General features: G+C 71.6%; 9 protein-coding genes. 5 read left to right on the forward strand and 4 right to left on the reverse strand.

Annotated elements, in window-relative coordinates:
* The coding region (locus tag C7C56_RS04970) for a hybrid sensor histidine kinase/response regulator (protein WP_146204288.1) at positions 1 to 1,123 on the forward strand (1,123 nt) is incomplete at its 5' end.
* A gap of 147 nt (positions 1,124 to 1,270) precedes the next feature.
* Here C7C56_RS04970 and C7C56_RS04975 read toward each other — a convergent pair.
* From C7C56_RS04975 to C7C56_RS04990, 4 genes are all read right to left on the reverse strand, one after another.
* Positions 1,271 to 2,296 (reverse strand): asparaginase, encoded by a 1,026-nt coding sequence (locus tag C7C56_RS04975; RefSeq protein ID WP_106756374.1) that lies wholly within the window; start codon positions 2,294 to 2,296, stop codon positions 1,271 to 1,273.
* Positions 2,297 to 2,398: 102 nt separating this feature from the next.
* The gene (locus tag C7C56_RS04980) at positions 2,399 to 3,928 is read right to left on the reverse strand and encodes a hypothetical protein (RefSeq protein ID WP_106756375.1); all 1,530 of its coding nucleotides are present in this window, start codon (positions 3,926 to 3,928) and stop codon (positions 2,399 to 2,401) included.
* 423 nt (positions 3,929 to 4,351) lie between these two features.
* Positions 4,352 to 5,680: a sigma-54 dependent transcriptional regulator gene (locus tag C7C56_RS04985; RefSeq protein ID WP_106756376.1), complete on the reverse strand. Its 1,329-nt coding sequence runs from the start codon at positions 5,678 to 5,680 to the stop codon at positions 4,352 to 4,354.
* A 113-nt stretch (positions 5,681 to 5,793) separates the two neighbouring features.
* Complete coding sequence (locus tag C7C56_RS04990) at positions 5,794 to 6,591, reverse strand: pirin family protein (protein WP_219933108.1); 798 nt, start codon at positions 6,589 to 6,591, stop codon at positions 5,794 to 5,796.
* 241 nt (positions 6,592 to 6,832) lie between these two features.
* On the opposite strand from C7C56_RS04990, the gene C7C56_RS04995 reads away from it, so the two are divergent.
* The 4 genes from C7C56_RS04995 to galK form a co-directional block, all read left to right on the forward strand.
* On the forward strand, positions 6,833 to 8,344 hold the full coding sequence (locus C7C56_RS04995; protein ID WP_106756377.1) for a dipeptidase: 1,512 nt from the start codon (positions 6,833 to 6,835) through the stop codon (positions 8,342 to 8,344).
* Between the two features lie 493 nt (positions 8,345 to 8,837).
* Entirely contained in the window at positions 8,838 to 9,929 is a 1,092-nt protein-coding gene (galT, locus tag C7C56_RS05000; RefSeq protein WP_106756378.1) for a galactose-1-phosphate uridylyltransferase, read from the forward strand.
* Positions 9,926 to 11,035 (forward strand): M24 family metallopeptidase, encoded by a 1,110-nt coding sequence (locus C7C56_RS05005; protein WP_229458128.1) that lies wholly within the window; start codon positions 9,926 to 9,928, stop codon positions 11,033 to 11,035. Before galT ends, C7C56_RS05005 begins: the two co-directional genes overlap by 4 nt.
* Positions 11,029 to 12,015: galactokinase (galK, locus tag C7C56_RS05010; RefSeq protein ID WP_106756379.1), on the forward strand; the 987-nt coding region annotated here is incomplete at its 3' end. The genes C7C56_RS05005 and galK, both read left to right, overlap by 7 nt.

The following is a 12,015-nucleotide window of genomic DNA, read 5'->3' on the forward strand; positions in this document are numbered from 1 at the left end:
CGTGCTCGGCTTCGCCCAGCTGATGGCCTCGGACCTGCCGGCGCCGAGCCCGGCGCAGCAGCGCTCGATCGACCAGATCCTCAAGGGCGGCTGGTACCTGCTGCGCCTGATCAACGAGATCCTCGACCTGGCCATGATCGAGTCGGGCAAGGTGACCATCTCGTCGGAGCCGATGTCGCTCTCCGACGTGCTCGACGACTGCCACGACCTGGTCGGGCCGCAGGCGCGCAAGCGCAGCATCGCGCTGCTGTTCCCGGCCGGCCGCGTGCCGTGCTACATCCTGGCCGACGTCACGCGCGTCAAGCAGATCATGATCAACCTGTTGTCGAACGCGATCAAGTACAACCGCCTCGGCGGCACCGTGATCGTGCGCTGGAGCCGCAACGAGGCGACCGGCATGGTGCGCGTGAGCGTCGCCGACACCGGCTCGGGACTCGGGCTCGACCAGGTCAGCCAGTTGTTCCAGCCGTTCAACCGGCTCGGCCAGGAGGGCAGCACCGAGGAGGGCACCGGCATCGGCCTGGTCGTCACCAAGCAGCTCGTCGAGCTCATGGGCGGCACCATCGGGGTCAACAGCGAGGAGGCGGTCGGCAGCGAATTCTGGGTCGAGTTCAAGGCCGCCGAGGCGCCGGCGCACATGTTTCCGGCCGACCAGGTCGATCTGTCGGCGCTGGCCGACGAGGACGTCGCGGCGCTGCCGGCGCCGGCCCCGTCCGCGCACCGGACCTTGCTCTACGTCGAGGACAACCCGGCCAACCTGGCGCTGGTCGAACAGCTCATCGCGCGCCGCACCGACCTCAAACTGCTCACCGCGATCGACGCCCACCTGGGCATCGCGCTCGCGCGCGCCTACCAGCCCGATGTGATCCTGATGGACATCAACCTGCCGGGCATGAGCGGCTTCGGCGCGCTCAAGGTCTTGCAGCGCGACCCGCTCACGGCCCACATCCCGGTGATCGCGCTGTCGGCCAACGCGATTCCGCGCGACATAGAAAAAGGCATCACGGCCGGCTTCTTCCGTTATCTGACCAAGCCGATCCAGCTCGCCGAGTTCATGCAGGCGCTCGACGTCGCGGTCGCGCACGCGGCCGAACATGGTAGCGTGGTGGAGCCGGGCGCTTGATGGTCCGGGGGTAATGCCGCCCTCGCGGGCGGCCAGATGCGCAAATCCCATTCGGCCTGGTGAGGGCGAATGGGTTTTTTTTGGGGCGCGCACGGCGCGATTCCTGCCCCGTCCGCCCGGCGCGCGCCTGGCGGACCGGGCGCCGAGCTAGCGCGCGTGGCGCAGCGCGAACACCGGCCGGATGGCGCCGACCACGGCCCCGCGCACATTGCTCAGCGCCGGTTCGCGGTAATGCGCGAGCTGGGCGCGCCGGTCCGCGTCGAGCAGACCGAGCTGCTCGAGCACGCTGACCGTCACGCATTGCAAGGCCCGCGTGTTGCCGTCGGCAACCTTGATCGCGATGCCCAATCCGGCCGAGCCGATCCCGATCGCCTGCACCGCGTCGGCCCCCACCTTGCTGACCCAGTCGCCGGCCCCGGCCGACATGTAGGCCAGGTCGCAGCGCGCCTCGCCCGACACCAGCTCGGGGTGGCCCGTCATCGCCGCGCGCAGGTCGCCCATCGCCGCCCCGTGCTGCGGGTCGGACGGGCCGTGCGCGAGGCGCGCGTACAGGTGCGCCAGGCGCGACAGCGGCAACGCGTAGTTCGGCGCGGAACATCCATCCATTCCCACCGGCATGGCCTCGGGCGCGCAGCCGAGCAGCCCGGCCAATTGCGCGCGCACGCTTTGCTGGAGCGGGTGGGCCGGGTCGACGTAATGCCGGGTCGGCAGGTCGTGCAGCCGGCACCACGCTAGAAAGCCGCTGTGCTTGCCCGAACAGTTGTGGTGGAGCTGGGTCCAGACCCGGTCCTGCGGCGCGGGCCGGCCCACGCTGTCGTAGTAGAGCGGGGCGTGGCAGCCGCACTCGAGCGCGTCCTCGCCGAGCCCGATCTTGCCCAGGATCGAAGCGACCGTCTCCAGGTGCCTGGCCTCGCCCGAGTGGCTCGCGCACAACAGGGCCAGCTCGGGGCCCGTCAAGCCGAAGCGGGCCGGGCCGCCCGCCAGCACGAAGGGCAGCGCCTGGAACGGCTTGAGCGCCGAGCGCGTGAAGGTCGGGAACTGCGGGTCGCCTGCCCACCAGACTAGTTTGCCGGCGCGGTCGACCACCGCGACCGAGCCCATGTGTACGTTTTCGACGACCTGGCCCGTGGCCGGGTAGCCGCGCGTGGTTTCGACTAGGGGGACTGGCTGCATTGGGTTCCCGCGGGTTGGCGACGGCGTCGCGAAGCCCCCAATGTAATCCAAATCGCGCCGTTCAGAAAGGCTGGATCGGCGAGGGGAAACCGCTGTTTTGGCTCACCGTCGTGGTGTTGGCCGCGACCGCCCGGCGTCGCTCACACCGTCGGGCGGGTCGGTCGCGCCCATGTCGACCGGGGTAGTGACGGCGTTGCCGTCGTCGCCCTGGCCGTCGCCGGTAGTGCCGTCGCCGCCCGTGCCGTCGCCGGTAGTGCCGTCGTCGCCCTGGCCGTCGCCGGTAGTGCCGTCGCCGCCCGTGCCGTCGCCGGCAGTGCCGTCGTCGCCCTGGCCGTCGCCGGTAGTGCCGTCGCCGCCCGTGCCGTCGCCGGTAGTGCCGTCGTCGCCCTGGCCGTCGCCGGTAGTGCCGTCGCCGCCCGTGCCGTCGCCGGCAGTGCCGTCGTCGCCCTGGCCGTCGCCGGTAGTGCCGTCGCCGCCCGTGCCGTCGCCGGTAGTGCCGTCGTCGCCCTGGCCGTCGCCGGTAGTGCCGTCGCCGCCCGTGCCGTCGCCGGCAGTGCCGTCGTCGCCCTGGCCGTCGCCGGTAGTGCCGTCGCCGCCCGTGCCGTCGCCGGTAGTGCCGTCGTCGCCCTGGCCGTCGCCGGTAGTGCCGTCGCCGCCCGTGCCGTCGCCGGCATCAGCTCCGTCGCCGCCTTCGCCCGTGCCATAGTCGACGGTGTTGCCGACTTCGCCGGCTTCGCCCGTGCCGTAGTAGACCGTGTGACCGCCGTCGCCGGCTTCGCCCGTGCCGGAGTCGACGGTGTTGCCGACTTCGCCGGCCTCGCCCGTGCCGTAGTCGACCGTGTGGCCGCCGTCGCCGGCTTCGCCCGTGCCGTAGTCGGCGGTGTCCTCGCCGTCGCCACCGCTGCCTGTGCCATCGCTGGTGGTGTTGCCGCCGGCGTCGCCGCCGTCGTTGCCGGAGTCGGCCGCGTTGCCGACGGCGTCGCCGCCATCGTCGCCGTAGTCCGCCGTGTTGCCGTCGGCGTCGCCGCCATCGGTGCCGTAGTCCGCCGTGTCGCCGCCGGCGTCGCCGCGGTCGGACGGGTTGCCGGCGTCGTCGTCTGTGGCGGAGTCGCCCGTTTTGCCAGCGTTGTTGCCAGCCGCGCCATCGTAGTTCAGCCCGTCTTGCGGGCTGCCGCTCGAGGTGGCGTCGTCGTCAAGGCCGAAGCCGCCTGTGCCGCGTGTTCCGCCTTCGCCGCCGCCGTTGCCATTGCCGGCCCCGGCGGCGCCATCGCCGGTGTTGCGGACCCTGGCGCCGCCCGTTTCGCTGTTGAATACGCTGGTGCCGTTGGCGTCGAAGATGATGATCGAACCGGGCGAGCCCGAGCTTGTGGCGACCTCGCTGGCGCCGTCCGCGCCGGTACTGGTGTTTTTCCCGCCGCCGCGCGCGGCGTTGCTGTCGTTGGTGGAATGGCCTTTAGGCGTCGCCGTCGCGTAGTCGTTGGCTTTGGGGCCCGCGTTCGATCGCGTGCTATCGGCGGTCGCCGTTTGCGTCGTCGCGCCGCCCGAGGGAAATGTTACCGTGTTGGTGGGATTGGCATGCGCAAACCCGCTGAACGCGAGTGCGACGGCCGCCGCCAGGATGCTTCGTTTCATATTGACCCCTCATGGAGTGAAGTGATGGAGTGAAGTGATGGAGTGAGGTGATGGAGTGAGGTGATGGAGTGAGGTGATGCCCTTGCGATTGGATGAATGATTGAGCCGAGCGATGCGCCGCGCGCACGCTCACCCAGTCATCAGTACAGCAAGGTCGGTGCCAGCGCGCGCGGGCGACTTGCAAGTGCTTGAATTCGCTCGTGAATCGACGCGCCGTTGCATCGGCGGGGCGATCCGGGCGGCGAAAACGGCCGCGCTTTGTCGCACGCCTGTGACAGTGCGCGGGCGGCGGCGCGGGCGGGGCGCCGCGCGGGCCCCTGTTTGCGCGTCGATTCAGGGTGTTGCGCGCGGGCCGCGGGGCCTGCGCGGCAGTGTCACAGCCGTGTTACCGGGGCGCCGCGGCAAGGTCTTTCCGGGTGCGCGTCAAGGCGCGATGCCGTGCTTGGCAAGCAGGCGGTACAAGGTCATGCGCGAGACGCCGAGCTCGCGCGCGGCGTGCGTGATGTTGCGTCCGGCCCGCTCGAGGCTGGCGCCGATGGCGAGCCGTTCGGCCCGGTTGCGCGACTGGCCGAGCGCCTCGCCCGCGCGCCCGTCCGGGGGCGGCGCCAGGCCCAGGTCGAGCGGGCCGATCAGGCGCCCCTCGGAGAGCACCATGGCGCGCCGCGTGCGGTTGATGAGCTCGCGCACGTTGCCGGGCCAGTCGTGCCGCCGGATCGCGCGCAGCGCGTGCTCGCTGAAGCCCTTGACGCGGGGCGATTTTTCGGCCGCGTAGGCGTCGAAGAAATGGCCGGCCAGCAGCGCCAGGTCCTCGCGCCGCTCGCGCAGCGCGGGCACGTTGACTGGAAGCACGTTGAGCCGGTAGTACAGGTCTTCGCGGAACGCGCCCTGCGCGACCGCCCCGTGCAGGTCGACGTGCGAGGCGGCGATCACGCGCGCGTCGACTTCGATGCTGCGCGTCGCGCCGATCCGGCAGATGGTTTTTTCTTGCAGGAAGCGCAGCAGGTTCGACTGCAGTTCTTTGGGCAGGTCGGCGATCTCGTCGAGGAACAGGGTGCCGCCGGCGGCCGATTCGATCAGGCCCGCCTTCTCTTTGGACGCGCCGGTGAAGGCGCCGCGCGCGTGGCCGAACAACTCGGACTGGATCAGGGAGGGCGCGATCGCGCCGCAGTTGACCGGCACGAACGGCGCGCCGGCGCGCCGCGACTGCGCGTGGATCGCCTGCGCCGTGAGCTCCTTGCCGCTGCCGCTCTCGCCGCCAATCAGCACCGGCGCGTCCGAGCGCGCCACCTTGGCGATCTGCAGCCGCAGTTTTTCGATCGGGGCGCTGTGGCCCAGCAGCGCCGGCGCCGCCTGCCCGCCGGGCCGGCCGGCCCCGGCGCGCAGCATCGCGCAGCCGTGCGCGTGGCCCAGCGTGTGGCCCAGGCGCTGCGGGTCGACCGGTTCGGTGTGGAAGTCGTGCAGGTGCTCGAACGCGAGCGCGCGCCAGGCCGGCGCGTCGAGCTCGCGCGGGCGCACCACGCCGACCCACAGCACGCGCCAGTGTTGCCGGAAGAATTGGTCGAGCGCGGCGGGGTCGCCGCCGCCGGCCATGCCCAGCACCAGGCCGACCGGGTAGTCGCCCTCGTCGAGCGCGCGGCCGGCCTCGCCCCAGCCGGCCGCCACGCTCACCTCCCAGCCGGCCAGGGCGGCGCGCGGCGCGCCGGCGCCGGCCCGGCCGTCGCAGGCGATGCACAGCAGTTTTTTCGGTGACATGCATGGCCCTCCCGCGCCGTTGGCGCGGCGCCGCGATCAGTATGGATGTGAGATCGCGGCGGCGTGGGGATGGTTCGCGCCGCACCTTTGACGCAGGGTGCGGCGCGCCCGGCTCAGACCGCCTTGCCGAAGTAGCCCGCCTGGTAGTCGGCGATGGCGTCGCCGATCTCGTCGCGCGTGTTCATCACGAACGGGCCGTGCGAGACCACCGGCTCGCCGATCGGCTCGGCGTGGCCGAACAGCACCAGCGTCTCGGCCTCGGCGTGCAGCACCAGCGTGTCGGCCCCGTCGTCGAGTTCGGCCATCTCGAAGGCCCGCAGCAGGTCGGCGCCCACCCGCAGCGCGCCCCTGACAACGTACAGCAGGACATTGCGCCCCTCCAGTCCGGGCAGGCGCAGCAGCGCGCCGGGCTCGAGCGCGATGCTGCTCATGAACACGCCCGTGAGCGAGTCGACCGGGCCGCTGGCGCCGTCCCAGCGGCCGGCCACGAGATGCATGCGGGCCTTGCCGTTGGCCAGCGCCAGCGCGGGGATGTCGCCGCGCTGCAGCCCGTGGTAGGCGGGCGCCGTCATCTTGAGGCGCGCCGGCAGGTTGACCCAGAGCTGGATGATCTCGAGCGGGCCGCCGCGCTCCTTGAACGCGGCCGGCGAGAGCTCGGCGTGGATGATGCCGCGCCCGGCCGTCATCCATTGCACGCCGCCGGCGCCGATGGTGCTCTCGTGGCCGGCGCTGTCGCGGTGCGTGAGCATGCCCTCGAGAATGAAGGTGACGGTCTCGAAGCCGCGGTGCGGATGCGGGCCGAACGGCAGGCCGGCGTTGTGCGGCGCGTAGCTTTGCGGGCCGTGGTGGTTGAGGAACAAAAACGGGTCGATCAGGTCGACGCCGGGCGAGGGCAGGGGCCGGTGGGTCATCAGGTCGCGATGTCGTCGCGCAGCGCGCGATGGCGGCGCAGGATGGTTCTGTCACTCATGTCGTGGTGCTCCGTGCATGCGAATGGAACGCCACGATACCCGATCGCGCGCGCGGGCGTGCTGCGCCGCTCGTACCAAACGGGCCGCGCCGGCGCGCTTTTGCGCGCGCCTGAAACCGGTGATATTTCCTGTGATAGACTCGTTTCGCCTCCGCATCTTTCACAGCAAACAGAGAGTTTCCATGCCCATCCGCATCATCGCCGCCAGCCTGTTGCTGGCATTTGGCGCCGGCGCCGGCGCCGCGCCCGGTCCCGTGCCCGGCCCGGCCGCCGTCAAGGCCGCCAGCCACGCGGTCGGCGCCTACCGCGGCCAGCTGGTCGAGCTGCTGGCCAAGATGGTCAGCTTCAACACGGTCGCCGATCCGGCGCTCGCGTTCGACAAGAATCCGCAGCACACCGGCTTCAAGCAATTGCTCAGGAGCGAGGCCGAGCGGCTCGGCCTCGATTTCACCGACCACGGCCATGTCGTCGTGGTCGGGCTCGGCGCCGGCGGCGAGCGGGTCGGCGTCATCACGCACGGCGACATCCAGCCGGTCGACCCGTCCAAATGGAAAAAGTCGCCGTTCGAGCTCGACACGACGAGCGAGCCGGGGCGCCTGATCGGGCGCGGCACCGAGGACGACAAGGGGCCGATCGCGACCGCGATGCTGGCGATGAAGGCGATCAAGGACCAGGCCGTGCCGCTGTCGAAGCGGCTCGAGCTGTATGTCTACATGGCCGAGGAGTCGGACTGGGAGCCGCTGCGGGAGTTCCTCAAAACCCATGTGCCGCCCCAGATCAACATCACCATCGACGCCGAGTATCCGGTCGTGACGGCCGAGAAGGGCTATGGCACGGTCAGCCTGACCTTCGCGCGCCCGGGCCTGGCGGCGCCGGCCGGCGCGCCAGCGGTCAGCGCCTTCGGCGGCGGCTTTTTCGGCAGCCAGATCCCCGAGGACGCGCACGCGACCATCGCCGCCGCGACGCCGGCGCTCGAGGCCCGGATCAAGGCGCGCGCGGCCGGCCAGAGCGGCATGCGCTACCACTATGCGTGGCAGGGCCAGGACCTGGTGGTCAAGGCGCGCGGGGTGTCGGCCCACTCGTCCAAGCCCGAGGACGGCGTCAACGCGGTCAGCATGCTGGCCGACGCGCTCAAGGTGCACGAGTGGCCGGCCACGCCCGCGGGCGGCCTGGTCAACTTCCTCAACGACATGATCGGCACCGGCATCCATGGCGAGAAATTCGGCCGCATCGCCTACAGCGACAAGTTCATGGGGCCGATGACGTTCGCGCCGACGGTGATCCGGCAGAAGGACCAGGGAATCGAGCTGAGCATCAATCTGCGCCGGCCGCAGGGCAAGACCGGGGAGGCGCTGACGGCCGAGATCAACGCCGCGCTGGCGCAATGGCAGGCGCGCCGGATGCCGCTGGCCAACGTGGGGGTGCTGGTCAACGATCCCTGGCTGCAGAAGAAGGCGCCGCAGGTGCCGACCCTGCTGTCGGTGTTTTCGTATTACACAGGCATTAAAAACCCGAAGCCGGTCGCGATCGGCGGCGGCACCAACTCGCGCCTGTTCCCGAACGCGGTCAGCTTCGGACCGAGCATGCCGGGCGCCGTGTATTCGGGCCACTCCGAGCATGAGTTCATCACGCTCAGGCAATTGCTGTTGAACTTGCAGATGTACACGGCCGTGATGGTCGAGCTGGCGAAATAGGGCGGCCGGCCCGCCTCCGATGCATCAATCGCCCGTGTAAAAAAATTGGCGCGCGCGCCCGGCCCCGGCGGCCGGCCGCGCGCGCCCGCATCCCTTCCGCTTCGCTTCGAATCCCCCCGTAAGAACAACGATGTCGTACGTAGGAGACCGCCTACATCGGCCCAGACAATTCAGGGGCCGCGCGCGCTCCCGCGTGCCGCTCGCCTATGAGCCCGTCCGCCCCCGCCGGATCGGGGCGCCGGCCGGCGCTTACCGGCATTTCCACTCCGAAAACATGCGCTTGGCGCGTGGAAAAACCCCAAAAAACAGCGTGCTAGCATCGGTCTCCTCCTAGCGACGCACCTGTCTTCCGGCTGTGCGTCGCGTCGTTTCAAACGTGCGCTTTCAGGGCGGTGTCTGTGCCGCGGGGGCGTACTTTAAAGCGTACTGAAAAGCGTACTGAAAAGCGGATTTCAAAGCATACCCAAGGCGGCCGGAAGGCCGACAACGACCCATGCACAGCCTCGACCTGACCAAGCCCGACGGGCGCAACCTGACCTTGTACAGCACGCAGCCGATCCCGGCCGGGCTGGACGCGCCCAGTCCGTTCCCCGAGCCCCAGCTCGCCAATCCGCACCTGCGCTGGCACGCGCTGCGCGGCGAGTGGGTGACCTACGCCGCCTACCGCCAGAACCGCACCTACCTGCCGCCGCCGCAATACAACCCGCTCGCCGTCATGCTCGACCCGGCCAACCCGACCGAGGTGCCGGCCGGGCCCTACGAGATCGCCGTGTTCGACAACCGCTTCCCCGCACTCTCGCTCGCGGCGCACGACCCGCCGGTGCTGTCGGTGCCGAGCGCGCCGGCCAGCGGCCATTGCGAGGTCGTGGTGTTCACCCAGGACGCGTCGGCCGCGCTGGCGACGCTCCCGCTGGCGCGCATCGAGCTGCTGCTGCAGGTCTGGGGCGACCGCACCACGCGCATCGGCGCCCACGCGCGGATCCGCTACGTGCTGCCGTTCGAAAACCGCGGCGCCGAGGTCGGCGTGACGCTGCACCACCCGCACGGCCAGATCTACGCCTATCCGTTCGTGCCGCCGGTGCCCGAGCGCATGCTGGCGCAGGAGCGCGCCTACTACCTGCAGCACGGCGCGAGCCTGCTGTGCGACATGGCGCGCGCCGAGCAGGCCGACGGCAGCCGCGTCATCTACGCCGGCGAGTTCGCGACCGCCTTCGTGCCCGCGTGCGCGCGCTACCCGTACGAGGTATGGGTCATGCCGACCGACCCGGTCGACGCTTTCGCCGCGCTCACGCCGCCCCAGCGCGAAGACCTCGCGCGCGCGCTCAAGACCGTGCTGCTCAAATACGAGTCGCTGTGGGACCGGCCGTTTCCGTACCTCATGACCTGGTACCAGGCGCCGACCGACGGCCAGTCCCACCCCGAGACCCAGCTGCACGCGCAGCTGCTGCCGCCGTACCGCACGCGCGAGCGCCTCAAATACCTGGCCGGCACCGAACTGGGCGCCGGCATGTTCGCCATGGACGTGCTGCCCGAGACCACCGCCTTCGAGCTGCAGCAGGTCGACGTGGCGCTGGAGGACGCATGATGGCCGCGCCCCCGGCACAGTCGCGGCTCCACGCGCGCGAGGTCGCCGACAAGCTCGCCGTGGTGCGGCGCTGGCTCGGGTCCGGGAACGCGGGCGCGGTGCGCCTGCGCGGCATCGACTGGTTCGCCTGGGCCACCGCGGGCGGCTCGAGCGCGGTGCAGCAGAGCGCCGAGAGCGGCGTGGCCGAGGTGCTCGTGAGCGCCGCCGAGGCCTGCATCCTGACCGACGAGATCGAGGCCGACCGGCTGCGCGACGAGGAGGTCGGGGCGCTCTTCAGCTTCCACGTCACGCCCTGGGACGACAGCCACCTGCGCGAGCATTTCGTGCAGGGCCTGGCCGGCGGGCGCCCGGTGCTCAGCGACCGTCCGGTGGGCGCCGAGCTGGCGCTGCCGGCGGCGGCGCGCAACGCGCGTCTGGTGCTGTCGGCGCCCGAGCGCGAGCGCTACCGCCTGCTCGGCGCGCTCAGCGCGCTGGCCATGACCGAGGCCCTGCGCGCGGCGCGCCCCGACTGGAGCGCCTGGCAGCTGGCCGGCGCCGGCGCCCAGGCGCTGTGGCGGCGCGGGGTGTATCCGGCGCTGGTGCTGGCCGCCGGCGAGCGCCGCCTGCCGCTCTACCGCCACCCGACCCCGGCCAACGAGCCGCTCGGGCGCGACGCCATGCTGGTGTTTTGCGCGCGCCGCCACGGCCTGCACGCCAACCTCACGCGCTGCGTCGCGTTCGGCCACGCGCCGCCGCGCATGCACGAACTGCTCGACATCGAGGCGACCGGGCTGGCCGCCTGCGTGCCGGGCAACTCGCTCGCGTCGGTGTACCACGCCTTCGAGCAGGCCTACCGCCACGCGAACGCGCCCGGGGCCATCCGCGAGCACCACCAGGGCGGCGTGACGGGCTACCAGTCGCGCGAGCTGCTCGCCAGCGCCACCACCGCGCTGGCGCTGGCGCCGGGCATGGCGCTCGCGTTCAACCCCAGCCTGACCGGCAACAAGCTCGAGGACACCTTCCTGCTCGGCCCCGACGGGCTCGAGAACATCACGTTCGACCCGGCCTGGCCGGCCACCACCGCGCACGGGCGCATGCGCCCGCTCTGGCTGGAGTCGCCGTGGTGACGCTGGCGGGCTTTTTCGGCGGCGCGCCCGAGGCGCACGCGTCGGCGCCCGGGCGCGTCAACCTGCTCGGCGAGCACACCGACTACAACGACGGCTTCATGCTGCCCGTGGCCACCCCGCAGCGCACCGAGGTGGCGCTCGCGCGCAGCCACGACGACCATTTCCACATCTATTCGGCCACGCTCGACGCGCTCGTGACGTTCCGCCGCGACGGCCACGCGCCGCAGGGTTTCGCGAGCTACGTCGAGGGCTGCGTGCGGCTGCTGGCCGGGCGCGGGGTCGAGGTGCCGCCGCTGCGCATCTATCTGAGCACCGAGCTGCCGGTCGGCTCCGGCCTGTCGAGCAGCGCCGCGCTCGAGGTGGCGACGCTGCGCGCGCTGCGCGCGCTGCTCGCCGTAGAACTCGACGACGTGGCGCTGGCCCAAATCGCCCAGCGCGCCGAGATCGAATACGCGCGCGTCAACTGCGGCATCATGGACCAGATGGCCGCCAGCCTGGCCGACCAGGACCACATGCTGTTCATCGACGCGCGCACGCTCGCCCACCGGCGCGTGCCGCTGCCGGCGAGCAGCGAACTGATCGTGATCGACTCGGGCGTGCCGCGCACCCTGTCGGGGAGCAAATACAACGAGCGGCGCGCCGAATGCGCCGAGGCCGCGCGCCGGCTCGGGCTGGCCTCGCTGCGCGACGCGGCCGACCCCGGCGCGCTCGAGGCCCTGCCCTCGCCCTACCGCGAACGGGCGCGCCACGTGGTGCACGAGAACCTGCGCGTGCTCGAGGCCGTCGGGGGCGTCCCGCCCGAGCGTTTCGGCGCCCTCATGGACGCCTCGCACGCGAGCCTGCGCGACGACTACGCGGTCTCGATCGGCGCGCTCGACGAGCTCGCGGCCGCCCTGCGCGGGGCGGCCGGGGTGTACGGCGCGCGCCTGACCGGGGCCGGCTTCGGCGGCGCCTGCGTGGCGCTGTGCCGGCGCGGCGCG

The organism is Massilia glaciei (assembly GCF_003011895.2).
Lineage (GTDB): Bacteria > Pseudomonadota > Gammaproteobacteria > Burkholderiales > Burkholderiaceae_D > Telluria_A > Telluria_A glaciei.